General features: G+C 71.4%; 11 protein-coding genes. 8 read left to right on the forward strand and 3 right to left on the reverse strand.

What is annotated here, in order from left to right:
* The first annotated feature begins 29 nt into the window (after positions 1 to 29).
* The 5 genes from ACIBW6_RS13125 (at position 30) to ACIBW6_RS13145 (ending at position 9,780) form a co-directional block, all read left to right on the forward strand.
* Positions 30 to 707: a hypothetical protein gene (locus ACIBW6_RS13125; RefSeq protein WP_399059363.1), complete on the forward strand. Its 678-nt coding sequence runs from the start codon at positions 30 to 32 to the stop codon at positions 705 to 707.
* Entirely contained in the window at positions 707 to 5,395 is a 4,689-nt protein-coding gene (locus ACIBW6_RS13130) for a putative T7SS-secreted protein (protein ID WP_399059364.1), read from the forward strand. Before ACIBW6_RS13125 ends, ACIBW6_RS13130 begins: the two co-directional genes overlap by 1 nt.
* Positions 5,396 to 5,420: 25 nt before the next feature.
* Positions 5,421 to 5,819, forward strand: a complete 399-nt coding sequence (locus ACIBW6_RS13135; protein ID WP_399059365.1) for an Imm50 family immunity protein — start codon at positions 5,421 to 5,423, stop codon at positions 5,817 to 5,819.
* A 233-nt stretch (positions 5,820 to 6,052) separates the two neighbouring features.
* Positions 6,053 to 8,902 (forward strand): alpha/beta fold hydrolase, encoded by a 2,850-nt coding sequence (locus ACIBW6_RS13140; protein ID WP_399059366.1) that lies wholly within the window; start codon positions 6,053 to 6,055, stop codon positions 8,900 to 8,902.
* Positions 8,899 to 9,780 (forward strand): ABC transporter permease, encoded by an 882-nt coding sequence (locus ACIBW6_RS13145; RefSeq protein ID WP_399059367.1) that lies wholly within the window; start codon positions 8,899 to 8,901, stop codon positions 9,778 to 9,780. Before ACIBW6_RS13140 ends, ACIBW6_RS13145 begins: the two co-directional genes overlap by 4 nt.
* A gap of 84 nt (positions 9,781 to 9,864) precedes the next feature.
* Here the strand turns inward: ACIBW6_RS13145 and ACIBW6_RS13150 are convergent, their stop codons facing one another.
* Positions 9,865 to 11,106: an acyl-CoA dehydrogenase family protein gene (locus ACIBW6_RS13150; RefSeq protein WP_399059368.1), complete on the reverse strand. Its 1,242-nt coding sequence runs from the start codon at positions 11,104 to 11,106 to the stop codon at positions 9,865 to 9,867.
* A gap of 14 nt (positions 11,107 to 11,120) precedes the next feature.
* Positions 11,121 to 11,588: an SCP2 sterol-binding domain-containing protein gene (locus ACIBW6_RS13155; RefSeq protein ID WP_399059369.1), complete on the reverse strand. Its 468-nt coding sequence runs from the start codon at positions 11,586 to 11,588 to the stop codon at positions 11,121 to 11,123.
* Positions 11,589 to 11,676: 88 nt separating this feature from the next.
* Here ACIBW6_RS13155 and ACIBW6_RS13160 point away from each other — a divergent pair, with 88 nt between their 5' ends.
* Together ACIBW6_RS13160 and ACIBW6_RS13165 are read left to right on the forward strand one after the other, a co-directional pair.
* On the forward strand, positions 11,677 to 12,351 hold the full coding sequence (locus tag ACIBW6_RS13160; protein ID WP_399059370.1) for a TetR/AcrR family transcriptional regulator: 675 nt from the start codon (positions 11,677 to 11,679) through the stop codon (positions 12,349 to 12,351).
* A 283-nt stretch (positions 12,352 to 12,634) separates the two neighbouring features.
* Positions 12,635 to 14,686, forward strand: a complete 2,052-nt coding sequence (locus tag ACIBW6_RS13165) for an AMP-dependent synthetase/ligase (RefSeq protein ID WP_399059371.1) — start codon at positions 12,635 to 12,637, stop codon at positions 14,684 to 14,686.
* A gap of 37 nt (positions 14,687 to 14,723) precedes the next feature.
* Here the strand turns inward: ACIBW6_RS13165 and ACIBW6_RS13170 are convergent, their stop codons facing one another.
* Positions 14,724 to 15,221 carry a cytidine deaminase family protein gene (locus ACIBW6_RS13170; RefSeq protein ID WP_399059372.1) on the reverse strand — a complete coding sequence of 166 codons (498 nt, stop codon included), beginning with the start codon at positions 15,219 to 15,221 and terminating at the stop codon, positions 14,724 to 14,726.
* Between the two features lie 322 nt (positions 15,222 to 15,543).
* On the opposite strand from ACIBW6_RS13170, the gene ACIBW6_RS13175 reads away from it, so the two are divergent.
* On the forward strand, positions 15,544 to 15,765 hold the full coding sequence (locus ACIBW6_RS13175; protein WP_324776050.1) for a hypothetical protein: 222 nt from the start codon (positions 15,544 to 15,546) through the stop codon (positions 15,763 to 15,765).
* Positions 15,766 to 15,968: the final 203 nt, after the last annotated feature.

A 15,968-nucleotide genomic window follows, 5' to 3' on the forward strand; every position in this document is an offset into this window, starting at 1 on the left:
CGCCCGTCCGGACGCGGCGGGGGCCACGTATGACCGGCGGGGGCGGCAAGGACCTCAAGACCGAGGGGCTCGGGCTGATCGCCAAGGGCCTGACGGAGGCACTCGGCGAACTCAAGGAACTCGGCATGGTCGGCGCGGCCGGCGCGGGGCGCGGGTTCTCGGACCTGGCGCTGTCCGGCCTCGAACTGGGCGTGGAGAACGTCACCGCGACGTTCACGTCGTTCTGCGAGCGCTGGGAGTGGGGCGTGCGCTCGCTCATCAACGAGGGCAACGCCTTCGCGGAGGGCGTGGGCCTGTCGGCGGGCACGTACTACGAGACGGACCACTACGTGGAGAACGCGCTGAAGGTCGGCGCGAACTCTCTCATCGGCAACCCGTACGCCACCGAGGACGAGGTCACCCACAAGACCTGGGGCGAGATCGGCTCCGAGAACCCGGTCACGATGTTCCAGAACCCGGACTACAGCGGAGAGTCCTGGTCGAAGGCGAACGCCAACGTGGTCCAGGGCTGGAAGGACGCCGGCCGCGACGCCATGACCTCCCAGGGCCTCACGTCCCTGGGGATCAGCCCGAACAACCTGCATGACATGGCCGGCATCTCGGACGACGAGTACGGCCAGTGGATGGACGACACCTTCGGCCCGTCGCCCGAGGAGCGCGCCCGCGCCGCTGGACAGCAGGGTGGCGCGCCCGGCAGCGAGCGCTGATGGGCATCCTCGGTGACATAGGCGACGGCATCAAGGGCGGGATCAACACCGGCCTCAAGGCCGGTGGGGACCTGATCGACGCCGGCAAGAAGAAGGTCGGCGAGGCCGTCGACCACGGCAGCGACAAGCTGGGCGACGGCCTGGACCGCGTCGGCCTGGACAAGGCGGGCGACGTCGTCCACAAGGCGGGCGACCACATCGCCGCCGGTCTCGGCGCCACCCCCAGCGAACAGGGCCTCGGCCACACCGACGACCCCACCGAACTGGTCCACGGCGACCCCGCCAAGATCCGCTCGACCGCCAAGAACCTCAAGGATTTCGAGACCGCCTTCGACCACGTCGGCGCGGGCATGAAGAAAGTGCGCAGCTCGGGCTGGACCGGCGAGGCGGGCGACGTGTTCCGCCGCAAGTTCGAGCTGCACCCCACCAAGTGGACCCAGGCGGCGGACGCGTGCCAGAGGGCCGCCGGGGCGCTGGAGGCGTACGCGGACACCGTCAAGTGGGCGCAGGACAAGGCGCAGGACGCCATCGACCTCTACAAGAAGGCCGAACACACCAGTAAGACGGCCGTCGACGCGTACAACAAGAAGGTCGACGCCTACAACGCCAAGATCAAGGCGGACGAGGACCCCGGGCCCCGGCCGGGCGCGTTCCACGACCCGGGCGACGCCCAGCGCAAGGAAGCCGAGGATCGTCTCGCCGACGCGCGCCGCGCACGCAACGAGGCCGCCGACAAGGCGAACACGGCGATCAAGGCGGCCCTCGCCCACGCCCCCGCCGAACCCCCGCCGCTCTCCCAGCTCGGCCACGACCTGGGCGACGGCCTGAAGGCCGCGGACACCGAGCTCACCCACGTCGTGGGCGGCGTGGTGAAGGGCACGGCAGGGCTGGTCGACTTCGCCCGCGGCCTCAACCCGATGGACCCCTACAACCTCACGCACCCGGCCGCGTACTACCAGAACGTCAGCATGACCCTCTCGGGCCTGGTCTCCACGGCCACCCACCCCGACCGGATCGTCACGGGAGCGGTCTCGGCCTTCAAGAACGACCCGTCGGAGTTCATCGGCACGCTGCTGCCGGAGGCGATCGGGACGAAGGGGGCGGGGTTCGCCAGGTCGGGGCTGCGGATGGGGCTGCGCACCGGCGAGAAGGCGGCGGTCCGCGAGGGGGAGAACGTGGCGCGGGCGCAGGCGCGCAAGAGCCCCGGCACGCAGACCGAACCGCCCAGGGAACGGGTGGAGAAGGACCCCAGCGACCCGATCGACCTGGTCACCGGCACGATGTACCTGCCGCAGACCGACATCGTCCTGCCCGGGACGCTGCCTCTGGTCTTCACCCGCCGGGTCGAGTCCGGCTCGCGTCTCGGCAGGTGGTTCGGCCCGTCCTGGACCTCCACGCTCGACCAGCGGCTGGAGATCGACGCCGAGGGCGTCGTCCTCGTGACCGAGGACGGCCTGCTCCTCACCTACCCGCATCCCGCGCCCGGCGTCCCCACACTGCCCACGCACGGCAGCCGCCGCTGGCCACTGGACCGCGTCGGCGGCGGGTACACGGTCGAGGACCCGCGCTCCGGCCGCACCTGGCACTTCGCCGACCGCGGCGACAGCCGCGCCGTCGTGGAACAGATCGACGACCGCAACGGCAACCGGCTCACCTTCGAGTACGACGAGGCGGGCGCCCCGCTGGGCATCTCGTCCTCCGGGGGCTACGAACTCAAGGTCACCACGGGCCAGGGCCGGGTGACCGCCCTGCACCTGGCGGGCGCGGCCCCGGACGGCACCGGCCAGCAGATCAGACGCTACGGCTACGACGACGCGGGAAACCTCACCCACGTCGTCAACTCCTCGGGCCTGCCCCTGCGATTCACCTACGACGACCGCGGTCGCGTCACGTCCTGGACCGACACCAACGACCGCTCGTACACCTACGAGTACGACGACCAGGACCGCTGCGTCGCCGAGGGTGGCTCGGACGGGCACATGGCGCTGCGCTTGTCGTACGACGAGGTGGACGAGGCCACGGGTTACCGGGTCACGTCGACGACCACGGGCGAGGGCCACACCCGCCGCTATCTGATCAACAGTGACGGCCAGGTGGTCGTGGAGATCGACCCGTTGGGTGCGGCGACCCACTTCGCACGGGACCGCCGCAACCAGCTCCTCTCCCGGACCGACCCGCTCGGTCACACGGCGCGCTACGCCTACGACGAGGCCGGCAACCTCCTCACCCTCACCCGCCCCGACGGCCGCGAGTCCTCCGCCGAGTACGACGAACTCGGCCTGCCGGTGAAGATCAAGGGCACCGACGGGAACGTCCACCGCCAGACCTACGACGAGCGGGGCAACCGCACGGCGGCGACCGATCCGTCCGGCCTCACGACGCGTTACGTCCACGACGAGGCCGGTCACCTGACGGCGGTGATCGACCCGGCGGGCCGCACCACGACGGTCCGCAGCGACCGGGCCGGACTGCCGGTCGAGGTCACCGACCCGCTCGGCGCGGTCACCCGCTACGACCGGGACGCCTTCGGCCGCCCGGTCGTGATCACCGACGCCACCGGCGCGGTGACCCGCCTGGAGTGGACGCCGGAGGGCCATCCGGCCCGTCGCACGGCCCCCGACGGCACGGCCGAGTCGTGGACCTACGACGGCGAGGGCAACTGCACCACCCACACCGACCCGCTCGGCGGCGTGACGCGCTTCGAGTACACCCACTTCGACCTGCTCACCGCCCGCACGACGCCGGACGGCGTCCGCCACGAGTTCGCGCACGACGCCGAACTCCGTCTCACTCAGGTGACCGACCCGCACGGGCTGACGTGGAGTTACGCCTACGACCCGGCCGGCCGCCTGCTGTCCGAGACCGACTTCGACGACCGCACCCTCACCTACGCCCATGACGCGGCCGACCGCCTGACCTCCCGTACGAACGCCCTCGGGCGGACCACGTCCTTCGAGCGCAACGCCCTGGGCCAGATCACCCGCAAGGACGCCGACGGGGCCGTCACGACTTTCGCGTACGACCTGACCGACCAGCTCGCGCAGGCCACGGCCCCGGACGGCGGCACGCTCGTGCTGCTGCGGGACCGGTTCGGACGGCTGAGGTCGGAGACGGTCGACGGTCGCGAACTGCGCTACGAGCACGATGAGTTCGGCCGCCGGGTCGGACGCACCACCCCCGCCGGGGCGACGACGACATGGTCCTACGACGCCGCGGGCCGCCGTACCGAGATGACGGCCTCCGGCCGCGCGATCGCCTTCAGCCACGACGAGGCCGGCCGCGAACTGACCCGCCGCATCGGCGCGACGATCGCCCTGGCCAACACCTTCGACCCGCTGGGCCGCCTGTCGACCCAGTCGGTGACGGGTGCGGACGGCGTCACGCTCCAGCACCGCGCGTACACCTACCGGGCCGACGGCAACCTGACGGCCCTCGACGACCTGCTGAACGGCCCCCGCAGCTTCGACCTCGACGAGGTGGGCCGCGTCACGGCGGTACGCGCGGCGGACTGGACGGAGACGTACGCCTACGACGCGGCGGGCAACCAGGCCGCCGCCGAGTGGCCGGCGACCCACCCCGGCCACGAGGCGACGGGCGAGCGCACCTACACCGGCACCCGGATCACCCGCGCCGGGTCGGTCCGCTACGAACACGACGCCCTCGGCCGCGTCACCCTCCGCCAGAAGACGCGCCTCTCCCGCAAACCGGACACCTGGCGCTACGCGTGGGACGCGGAGGACCGGCTCACCTCGACGGTCACGCCGGACGGCACGGTCTGGCGCTACACGTACGACGCGCTGGGCCGGCGCACGGCGAAGCTCCGCCTGGGCGCGGACGGCGAGACGGTCGTGGAACGGGTCGAGTTCACGTGGGACGGCACGACCCTCTGCGAACAGGTCACGCATGGTCCCGAGTTGCCGGACCCGGTCGCCCTCACCTGGGACCACCGGGGCCTGCACCCTATAGCCCAGACGGAACGCCGCCTCGCGCAGGACGACATCGACTCCCGCTTCTTCGCGATCGTCACGGACCTGGTGGGCACGCCCAGCGAACTCATCGACGAGCGGGGCGACATCGCGTGGCGCACGCGCAGCACCCTGTGGGGCACCACGGCCTGGAACACCGACGCGTCGGCCTACACACCCCTACGCTTCCCGGGCCAGTACTACGACCCCGAGACGGGCCTGCATTACAACTACTTCCGGCACTATGACCCGGACAATGCGCGGTATCTGACGTCAGACCCTCTCGGACTTGGCCCGGGACCAAACGATTCCACATACGTCCACAATCCGCACACATGGACCGATCCACTCGGCCTCGCACCCGATGCCGACTGTCCTGAGGCGATCTCGCACAAGACGGCTAGCAGCCGAAACGAAGCCTTCAGGATGGCGAAACGTGATCTGGGCATTCCCATGTCCCAACAGCCTGACGCCATCGCCAGAGTTGACATGACGGACCGGACAGGTCGACAGGTCATGGACGCTTCGCACAACCCTGTCGTAACGCGAGAATATACATTCACGAGAAGCGACGGAAGTAAGGTAATTATCCAGGACCACGGGTACGGGCACTACTACGGCGAAGGGGGAGTTGGCGACCAAGGGGCGCACTTCAACGTTCGCCCATCCGAAAACCCGCGAACTGGTAAGGTCCCTGGTACTGCCCAGCACTATGAGTACTAGCTGCGATTTACAGAATCGAGTTGGCATGCGGTGGACGTCAGCGCTGCGCAACCCTGAGGGGATCAACTCCGTCTTTCAGGGTGAGCCGCCGGATCTGCGTGGAGTTCACGTACATGAGATGACTCTGCAGATCGAGGGCCCTACATTGAAGCTCCGACTCGACTTGGCGGAGTACCCTGAGCAGCCGCCAAGGAAATGGTCGGTCCAGAGATTCAACACCGTTCAAATCGAGATCTCGTTCAGCGGCCTTCGTTCCGTTTCATTGACTGGTTTCGAGAATGAGATCCTGGCTGACGTGATCCTGTCTCGCGAGAACGGTGAGAGCGGTGTGAATGTGAGCGTGATGGCTCCTGGGGTCAACCTTCAGGCGACGGCGTCAACAGCCTCTATTTCCAAACTCACCGCCTACGCTGACGAAAAGTGACGTGAGACCCGGGTGTGACCGGTCGGCGTTACGTCGGTTCCTGAGGGGGCGGCGCTCCGTTGGGGTGCCGGGTGGACACGGAGAGTTGTGCCGTGAGGAGCAGGCGCGGAGGAACACCGCACCCGCGTACCGCGCCCGCGGTACACCGCGCGCGGACCGTACTACCCCAGGAGGCCCCTGGGTTCCCCCCGGGGGGTGCCGTGACTGTCGGTGGGGGCGCCTACCGTTGACGCATGGATCTACGTATGGGCGCATGGCGCGAGCGAGTACGCGGGAAGCCGCGGCGGTGGTTCGCCGTCGCGGCGGTCCTGGTGGTGCTCGTGGGGGCGGGGACCTGGTCCGTCGCCGCGGCCGCGTCCTCCGGGGGCGGGCCCGCGGTGCACCGGCAGGACCGGACGATGCCGATGGGCGGCGGCGTCCGGATCAAGACCTCGTACTTCACTTCCGGTGACCCCCACGACAGACGGCCCGCCGTCCTGCTCGCCCACGGCTTCGGCGGCAGCAAGGCCGACGTGCAGGGCGAGGCCGAGAAGCTCGCCCGGCACGGGTACGCCGTGCTCACCTGGTCGGCGCGCGGCTTCGGCGGCTCCACCGGCAAGATCGGGCTCAACGACCGCCGCGGCGAGGTCGCCGACGTCTCCCGGCTCATCGACTGGCTGGCGACCCGCCCCGAGGTGCGGCTCGACAAGGCGGGCGACCCGCGCGTGGGCGTCACCGGCGCCTCGTACGGCGGCGCGGTCTCGCTGCTCGCCGCCGCGTACGACAAGCGGGTCGACGCGATCGCCCCGCAGATCACGTACTGGAACCTGGCGGACGCGCTCTTCCCCGACAACGTCTTCAAGAAGCTGTGGACCGGCATCTTCTTCACTACCGGTTCCGCGGAGATCGGCGCCCGCTCCAGCGAGGCAGGGCTGCACTGCGGCCGCTTCGAGAAGGAGCTGTGCGACATGTACCAGCGGGTCGCCGTCGCCGGGAAACCGGACGCACAGGCCCGCAAGCTCCTGGAGGAGCGCAGCCCGTCGGCCGTCGGCGACCGCATCAAGGTGCCCACGCTCATCTCCCAGGGCCAGAACGACTCCCTCTTCCCGCTGAGCCAGTCCGACGCCATCGCCCGGCACATCAAGGCCAACGGCGCCCCCGTCGACGTCGACTGGATCGCGGGCGGCCACGACGGCGGCGACATGGAGACGGACCGCACCGCGGGCCGCGTGACCTCCTGGTTCGACCGGTACCTCAAGGACAAGGACGTCGACACGGGGCCCGCGTTCCGCGTCACCCGCACCGGCGGCGTCGACTCCACGGACGGCGCGGCCACCGTGCGCGGCGCGAGCGGCGACCGGTACCCCGGGCTGCGCGGCGAGGACCGGGTGTCCGTGCCGCTGAAGTCCGCCACCGAGACGTTCCAGAACCCGCCGGGCGGCTCCCCGCCGGCCATCTCCTCGGTACCGGGCCTCGGCGGCGCCTCCCAGCTGTCGTCGTCCCTCGGCGCCGGGCTCGCGCTCGACTTCCCCGGCCAGTTCGCCCGCTTCGACTCGGCGCCGCTGAAGAAGTCCGTACGCATCACCGGCACCCCGACGGCCACCGCACACGTGAAGTCCTCCACCGGCACCGCCGTCGTCTTCGCCAAGGTGTACGACGCCGGGCCCGGCGGGGCCCGCCAGGTGCTCCCCTCCCAACTGGTCACGCCGGTACGGGTGACGGGCGCGGGCGGCGCCGGCAAGGACGTCACGTTCACGCTCCCGGCCATCGACCACCAGGTGCAGAAGGGCCACACACTGCGGCTCGTGCTGTCCGCGACCGACCTCGGCTACGCGTCCCCGGCCAAGGCCGCCACGTACCAGGTCTCGGTCACCGGCGGGCTGAGCCTGCCGACCGCGCCCGGCGTCGAGACCGCGTCCGCGCCCCTGCCCGGCTGGGTGTGGTGGCTGCCGCTCGGCGCGGTCGTCGTCGCGGCGGCGCTGCTGCTCACCGCCCGCAGGCGCACGGCGGCGCCCGCACCGGACCCGGCCCTGGCCGATGTCCCGCTCCAGATCACCGGCTTGAGCAAGCGGTACGCGAAGTCGACCGACCGGTACGCGGTCCGCGACCTGTCCTTCCGCGTCGAGCAGGGCCAGGTCCTCGGCCTGCTCGGGCCGAACGGGGCGGGCAAGACGACGACCCTGCGCATGCTCATGGGACTCATCGGGCCCGACGCGGGCGAGATCCGCGTCTTTGGCCAGGCGGTCCGGCCCGGCGCGCCCGTCCTCTCCCGGGTCGGCGCCTTCGTCGAGGGCGCGGGCTTCCTCCCGCACCTGTCGGGGCGGGAGAACCTGGAGCTGTACTGGCGGGCCACCGGCCGCCCGCCCGGCGACGCGCACCTGGACGAGGCGCTGGAGATCGCCGGGCTCGGCGACGCGCTCGCCCGCGCGGTGCGCACCTACTCGCAGGGCATGCGGCAGCGGCTCGCCATCGCGCAGGCCATGCTCGGCCTGCCGGACCTGCTCATCCTCGACGAGCCGACGAACGGGCTCGACCCGCCGCAGATCCGCGAGATGCGCGAGGTGATGATCCGGTACGCGCGCGGTGGCCGCACCGTCATTGTCTCCAGCCACCTGCTGGCCGAGGTCGAGCAGTCCTGCACGCACCTCGTCGTGATGGACCGCGGGCGCCTCGTGCAGGCGGGCCGCGTCGCGGACATCGTCGGCTCCGGCGACACCGTGCTCGTCGGCCTGGCGGGCGAAATCTCCGACCCGCTCGTGGAGAAGGTGGCGGCGCTGGAGGGGGTGGAGTCGGTGGCCCGGGCGGACGAGGGGCTACTCGTTCGGCTGGCGCCGGTTGCGGAAGCGACCTCGGCGATCGGCCGGACGCCGGTTGCGGAAACGACCCCGGCGGTAGGCCGGACGCCGGTTGCGGAAGCGACCTCGGCGGTCGGCCCGGTGCCGGCCGTCCCGGTCCCGGCATCCACCGATCCCGCCCCGCCCGGCACCGACCCCGCCGCCCGGCTGCTGGCCGACCTCGTCCGGCTGGACGTACCGGTGAAGTCGCTGGGCCCGCACCGGCGGCTCGAAGACGCGTTCCTGACGCTGATCGGAGGTTCCGCATGAGCGGCACCGGGACGACCCTGCCCACCCCGCCCGTCGCCGGCCGCGCCGACGGGTACCGGCCCGGGCGGACGCTGCCGCTGCGGGTCGAGCTCGCCCGGCAGGTGAAGCGGCGGCGCACGCTCGTCATGGGGGCGGTGCTCGCGCTGCTGCCGTTCGTGCTCGTCGCCGCGTTCGCCATCGGCGGGCAGCCGGAAGGCCGCGACGGCCGGGTGACGCTGATGGACACGGCGACCGCGTCGGGCGCCAACTTCGCGGCGACGTGCGTGTTCGTGTCCGCCGGGTTCCTGCTCGTCATCCCCGTCGCCCTGTTCTGCGGCGACACGGTGGCCTCCGAGGCGAACTGGTCGAGCCTGCGCTATCTGCTCGCCGCCCCCGTGCCCCGCGCCCGCCTGCTCTGGTCCAAGCTGACCGTCGCGCTCGGGCTCAGCCTCGCCGCGATGGTGCTGCTGCCGGTCGTGGCGCTCGGGGTGGGCGCGGTCGCGTACGGCTGGGGGCCGCTGGAGATCCCGACCGGCGGGGCGCTGTCGGCCGGGACGGCGGCGCAGCGGCTGCTCGTCGTGGTCGCGTACCTCTTCGTCTCGCAACTGGTCACCGCCGCACTGGCGTTCTGGCTGTCGACGAAGACGGACAATCCACTGGGCGCGGTGGGCGGCGCGGTCTTCCTGACCATCGTCGGGAATGTGCTGGACGCGGTCACCGCGCTCGGCCACTGGCGCGACTTCCTGCCCGCGCACTGGCAGTTCGCCTGGGCCGACCTGATCCAGGCGCAGCCGGAGTGGGGCGGCATGATCCAGGGGGCGGCGGTGTCGGTGGCGTACGCGGTGGTGCTGTTCGCGCTGGCGTTCCGCGGGTTCGGGGGCAAGGACGTGGTGTCGTAGGAGGCCCTGTCGGACGGCCCCCGGGTTCGGCTACGCCCCCCGGGTTCGGCTCCGCGTCCCCGGAGGGCCTCGTCCGCTCCCGCGTCAGCGGATCTGCCGCCCCGAGATCGCCCGGGCGATGACCAGACGCTGGATCTCGCTGGTGCCCTCGAAAATCGTGTAGATCTTCGCGTCCCGGTACATCCGTTCCACCGGATGCTCCCGGCTGTACCCGGCCCCGCCGAGCACCTGGATCGCCTTCTCGCTCGCGGCGACGGCGAGTTCACCGGCCCGCAGCTTCGACATGGAGCCCTGCCCGGCGTCGAAGACCTTGTCGTTGCGGGCCATCCAGGACGCCTGCCAGATCAGCAGCCGGCACGCCTCGATCTCGGTGCGCAGATCCGCGAGGGCGAACGCGATCGCCTGGTTCTCGATGATCGGGCGGCCGAACGCCTCCCGGTCGCCCGCGTACTCCAGCGCGTACTCGTACGCCGCCCGCGCGATGCCGAGCGCCTGCGCGCCCACCGTCGGCCGGCTCACCTCGAACGTCGACATGGCGGCCTGCCCCCGGCCGCTGCCGCGCGCGCCCTGGGCCGCACCCGGCCGGGAGCCCTCGCGGGCCCGGGCGAGCCGCGCGTCCAGCTTCTCCTTGCCGCCGAGCAGGCAGTGCCCGGGCACGCGGACGTCGTCGAGGAACACGTCGGCGGTGTGCGAGGCCCGCAGCCCCAGCTTCCGTATCTTCTTCGCGCCTTCGAGGCCCGCCGTGCCGGGCGGCACGATGAACGCCGCCTGCCCGCGCGAACCCAGCTCCGGGTCGACGGAGGCGACGACCACGTGCACGTTCGCGATGCCGCCGTTGGTGATCCAGGCCTTCTGGCCGCTGATCACCCACTCGTCCTTCGCCTCGTCGTAGCGGGCCCGCGTCCGCATCGCGGCGACGTCCGAACCGGCCTGCGGCTCCGAGACGCAGAACGCGGCGACCTTCGGGTCCGCCTCGTCGCCGAAGCACTGCGGCACCCACTCGGCCAGCTGGTCGGGGGTGCCGGACGAGAAGATCCCGGCGACCGCGAGCGAGGTGCCGAACAGGGCCATGCCGATGCCGGCGTCGCCCCAGAACAGCTCCTCGTTGGCGATCTGCAGCGAGATGCCGCTGGGGTCACCGAAGAGTTCGGCCAGGGACTCGAACCCGTAGAGACCGATCTTCGCGGCCTCCCTGATCACGGGCCAGGGGGTCTCCTCGCGTTCGTCCCACTCGGCGGCGGCGGGCCGCACCACGTCGACGGCGAAGCCGTGCACCCAGTCGCGCAGATCGCGCTGCTCCTGGTCGAGTTCGAGGGAGAAAGCCATCTCGTCGCCGCCCCTCAGGCCTTCGGGATGTCGAAATAGCGGGTCAGACCGGCCGCGAGCGCGACGTCACCCGCGATCTTCACCTTGCGCAGCATGAACATCGTGACGGGCGAGGAGTTGCCCGACACCAGCTTCAGGAAGTCGGCGTCGCCCATGACGAGCGTGACGCGCGGCTCCGCCTCCGAGCGGCCCTCGGTGACCGTGCAGGTACCGCCGGAGATCCTCGTCTCGTAGACCGCTTCGGGGGTGGCGCCCTGGCCGGTGACCTTCCACCGGATGAGCGCCTCCAGCGAGCCGGCCACGTCCGGCTTGAACTGGCGCTCCATGCGCCCGAAGACCTCCTTCAGGACGCGGGCGCGCAAGGGGCCGTCCGCCGCGATCTCGTTGATCTCCTTCGCGGACAGGCCCTTGACGAGCCGCGCGAACTCCTCGGGCGTGACGCTCGCGAAGTCGAGGGCCGCGATGTCGTCGGCACCGCTCATGGAACACTCCCTGCCGTGACGGTGGAACTTACTAATAGGTAAGATTACTTATTGGTAAGGTTACGGCGACGTAGGTAGGCTGACAAGGGTGACGGGGACTTCGGGAGCGGCTCAGGAGCCCACGGCGGCGCGGCGCAAGCGCGTGCCGCGGCAGGTGCGTGAGCAGCAGATCATCGACGTGGCGGTGCGGGTCTTCGCCAAGCGGGGCTACCACGCGGCGTCGGTGGACGAGATCGCCGAACTCGCCGGCATTTCCAAGCCGATGGTCTACCTCTACCTCGACTCCAAAGAGGGCCTTTTCCTCGCCTGCTTGAGCCGCGAGGCGGAGCGGCTGGTCACGGCGTTCCAGGAGGCGGCCCGTGGCGCGGGCGCCGCGCCCGAACTGCGGTTGTACGCGGGCCTCTCGGCGTTCTTCGCGTTCGTCGCCGAGCACCGCGACAGCTGGGTCGTCCTGCACCGCCAGGCCTCGGAGCTGAGCGAGACGATCGCCGCGGCCGTCGCGGAGGCGCGGCGCGCGGTCATGGCCGAGGTGGCGGGCCTGGTCCGGGCGGGCATCTCGGACAGCGGCCGCGGCGCCCGGCTCGGTGCGGAGGACGCCGACTTCGTCGCGCACGCGCTGGTCGGCGCGGCCGACTCGCTCACCGACTGGATGGAGCGCAACCCCGGCCAGCCGCCGGAGGGCATCGCGCTGCGGCTGATGAACATGGTGTGGGTGGGGATGCGGGACGTCCTCGACGGCGAGGCGTGGGTGCCGGAGGGCTGAGGCGGCCTCTCCCTGCGGGTCGTGCCGGTCGTGCCGGTCCTGCCGGTCCTGCCGGTTCTGCCGGTCCTGCCGGTCCTGCCGGTTCTGCCGGTTCTGCCGGTCCTGCCAGTCCTGCCGGTCCTGCCGGTCCTGCTGTCCGGGACCGGGACCGACCGATCCTGGGTCCGACCCATTGCATTTTTGTTACGCATGAGTAAGTTGACTCCCCAGTAAGTACGGCGGGCGCCGCCCGACCTGGCGCCCGCACCACCGATTGCCAGCCGCCGCGCGACCGGGAGCCGTCATGGGCGTACGCAAGGATCTGAAGCGGGCCAGGAACCGCAGCGACCTGGACCGCGCGCGGGTCGAACTCGTCAGGGACGAGCGGGGCGTGGTCCGCGAGGCCCGCACCGCCCCGCTCGCCGGGCCGCGTGCGGACACCGCCACCCCCGCCGACATCCCGTTCGTGAACGCGGCGGAGGCGCCGGACGCGGTGGTCGTACGGCGGAAGGTGCCGGCGGGGGCGGGCGGGGGCGCGAGCCCGGGCGGGCCGTCGGCATCGGCGTCGGCAGCGACATCGGTATCGGCAGCGGCATCGGCTTCGCCGACGGCGTCGGCGTCGGCTCCGGTCTCGGCCGCGGGCGATTGGCAACCGGTCACCGCCGCCACGTTCGCCCGCGAAGTCACCGCAGCCGCCAAGGGGTTGATCGCGGCCGGACTGCGACCGGGCGGGCGCGTGGCGCTCATGTCCCGCACCCGGTACGAGTGGCAGGTCCTCGACTTCGCGATCTGGGCGGCCGGCGGCCAGACCGTACCGATCTACGCGACGTCCTCGCCCGAGCAGATCGAGTGGATCGTACGGGACTCGGGCGCCCGGCTGCTGATCGTGGAGAACGCGGCGAACGAGGCGACCGCCGGGACCGGACTCGCCGCCCTGCCCGCCACGGACCGGCCGCGCACCTGGCAACTCGACGCGGGCGCCCTGGCCGAACTCGCCGCACTGGGACGGGAGATCGCGGACGAGGAGGTCAGCGAGCGGCGGGCCGCCCTCACCCCCGACACCGTCGCGACGATCTGCTACACCTCCGGCACCACCGGCCGTCCCAAGGGCTGCGTCCTCACCCACGGCAACCTGTACGCGGAAGCGGCGAACACCGTCGAACTGCTGCACCCCATCTTCAAGGCCATCACGGGCCAGGCCGCCTCCACCCTGCTCTTCCTGCCCCTCGCGCACATCCTGGGCCGGACGATCCAGGTGGCGTGTCTGCTCGCCCGGATCGAGCTCGGCCACTGCCCGAGCATCAGACCGGACGAACTGCGGCCCGAACTCCGCTCGTTCCGGCCGACGTTCGTGGTCGGCGTGCCCTACCTCTTCGAGAAGATCCACGACACCGGGCGGGCGACCGCGGAGAAGATCGGACGCGGGTCGTCGTTCGACCGGGCGGACCGGATCGCGGTCACGTTCGGTGAACGCAGCCTGGCGAGGTTCCTCGACGGCGGACGCGGCCCGGGGTTCGGCCTGACCCTCGCGACCGGCCTCTACGACCTGCTGGTCTACCGCCGCGTCCGCAAGGAGCTGGGCGGTCGCCTGCGGTACGCGATCAGCGGCGGCTCCCCGCTCGACCGCGGCCTGAACCTCTTCTTCTACACCGCGGGCATCGTCATCTACGAGGGGTACGGCCTCACCGAGACGTCGGCGGCGGCCACCATCACCCCGCCGCTGCGGCCCCGCCCCGGCACCGTCGGCCTGCCCGTCCCCGGCACCGCGATACGGATCGCGGACGACGGAGAAGTGCTGGTCAAGGGCCCCATCGTGTTCGGCGCGTACTGGCAGGACGCGGCGGCCACCGCCGACGTGCTCAGCCCGGACGGCTGGTTCGCCACCGGCGACCTCGGCGCCCTCGACGACGACGGCTACCTCACGATCACCGGACGCAAGAAGGACATCCTCGTCACCAGCGGCGGCAAAAACGTCTCACCGGCCGTCCTGGAGGACCGGCTGCGCAGCCGCTCGCCGGTCGGCCAGTGCATCGTCGTCGGCGACAACCGCTCCTACGTCGCCGCGCTGATCACCCTCGAACCGGAATCCGTCGCCCACTGGCTCAGCGTCCACAAGCTGCCCGCCACCACACCACTCTCCGAGGTGATCGCCGACCCGCGGATGGTCGCGGCCGTGCAGAAGGCCGTCGACTTCGCCAACGAGGCGGTCTCACGCGCCGAGTCCATCCGCCGGTTCTCCCTGGTGGAGGGCGAGTTCACCGAGGAGAACGGCCTGCTCACCCCTTCCCTGAAGATCAAACGGCAGGCGGTGATGGCGGCGTACGAGGCGGAGATCGAGAAGCTCTACGGGACGTGAGGCGCGGCTGCGTCGCGTGGGAGGCGCGCGGGGTGGACTACTCCGGACCCGGCCGCTCAGCGCCGCCTTCGGGTCGCTGCTCGCCGTCATCGAGCTGGTGGTCCGCCCAGACGTAGGAGACGGGGAGCAGCTCCTGTACGGGCAGGGCCCGCAGCTGCCCGCCGTCCGTCCGCACGATGACATCGAGCCGGGGAAAGTAGTCGAGCAGCGCTTGCCGGCACCGCCCGCACGGCGGGACGACGCCCCGCTCCCGGTCGCCCACGGCCACGATGGTGGACAGCTCGTACGCGCCCTGGGCGGCGGCCGCCCCGATGACGACGAGCTCGGCGCAGGGGCCGCCGGTGAAGTGGTAGGCGTTGACCCCGGTGACGATCCGCCCGTCCCGGGCACGGGCGGCGGCGGCAACGGTGTGCAGGTCGCCGCGGCAGCGGGTGCGGGCGAGGTGGGTGGCGGCGTCGACGAGTTCTTGGTCTAGGTGGGGGCTGGAAGGGTCGGCCGACTTCCGATCGGCACTGCTGGCTCGGTGGTTGCTCATGCTCTCCCCGTGGGCGAAGTGACGCGGGCCCGTCTGCTGCCGCGCCGGACGCCCATCATCTTCGTACGGAGGGTGGGCGGGCCGCATCGGGAACGTGGGCGCATCCCGTTCGAGAGGTGGGCGGACTGCGGCCGGGTGCGTGGGCGTACTCCGTTCGAGAGGCGGCCGTACTCCGTCGGGAACGTGGGCGTACCGCGGACGGAACGTGGACGCCCCGCATACGGAACGTGTGCGTCCCGCACACCGGGCACGCGCTTCGTTGCCTTACTGGTTCCTTACGGCCTGACATTTCGCGGCCGCGGAGGCGCATACTGGCATCACGATGACGAAGCCCTCCGCGCCCCGACGCCACCTGCCGACAAGCCCCTTCAACGCTCCGTCCGCCGCGCCCCCCAAGCACTTCGCCCTCGGGGACCGCGTCACGCACGACCGGTACGGCCTGGGAAGGATCATCGGCGTCGAGAACGGCGTCGCGATGCTCGTCGACTTCGGCTCCCGCCAGGCCCGCATCAGCAGCCCCTACACCCACATGGACAAACTCTGACGCTCCCGCCACAACCGGGCCCCGGCCTCCTCCCGCCCCACGGGCCGGAAGCGACCGGGGCTCTGTCCTGACCGGACAGCGCGGGCGCCGTCCCGGAGGGGCGCAGCCCGGGACGACCTGCGGCCGGCCTATGGCACCCCCTCCGCGGGGTATCCGTCCGAGCATGCTTGCCCTGATCTATTCCTCGCGCAGCACGGCAACGA

Source organism: Streptomyces sp. NPDC049813, assembly GCF_044465085.1.
GTDB lineage: Bacteria > Actinomycetota > Actinomycetes > Streptomycetales > Streptomycetaceae > Streptomyces.

Bases quoted from the DNA above. Each gene is read 5' to 3' on its own strand.
- ACIBW6_RS13140 (WP_399059366.1), top strand. From the start codon at position 6,053: ATGGATCTACGTATGGGCGCATGGCGCGAGCGAGTACGCGGGAAGCCG.
- ACIBW6_RS13145 (WP_399059367.1), top strand. From the start codon at position 8,899: ATGAGCGGCACCGGGACGACCCTGCCCACCCCGCCCGTCGCCGGCCGC.
- ACIBW6_RS13170 (WP_399059372.1), bottom strand. From the start codon at position 15,221: ATGAGCAACCACCGAGCCAGCAGTGCCGATCGGAAGTCGGCCGACCCT.
- ACIBW6_RS13155 (WP_399059369.1), bottom strand. From the start codon at position 11,588: ATGAGCGGTGCCGACGACATCGCGGCCCTCGACTTCGCGAGCGTCACG.
- ACIBW6_RS13165 (WP_399059371.1), top strand. From the start codon at position 12,635: ATGGGCGTACGCAAGGATCTGAAGCGGGCCAGGAACCGCAGCGACCTG.
- ACIBW6_RS13175 (WP_324776050.1), top strand. From the start codon at position 15,544: ATGACGAAGCCCTCCGCGCCCCGACGCCACCTGCCGACAAGCCCCTTC.
- ACIBW6_RS13150 (WP_399059368.1), bottom strand. From the start codon at position 11,106: ATGGCTTTCTCCCTCGAACTCGACCAGGAGCAGCGCGATCTGCGCGAC.
- ACIBW6_RS13125 (WP_399059363.1), top strand. From the start codon at position 30: ATGACCGGCGGGGGCGGCAAGGACCTCAAGACCGAGGGGCTCGGGCTG.
- ACIBW6_RS13135 (WP_399059365.1), top strand. From the start codon at position 5,421: ATGCGGTGGACGTCAGCGCTGCGCAACCCTGAGGGGATCAACTCCGTC.
- ACIBW6_RS13130 (WP_399059364.1), top strand. From the start codon at position 707: ATGGGCATCCTCGGTGACATAGGCGACGGCATCAAGGGCGGGATCAAC.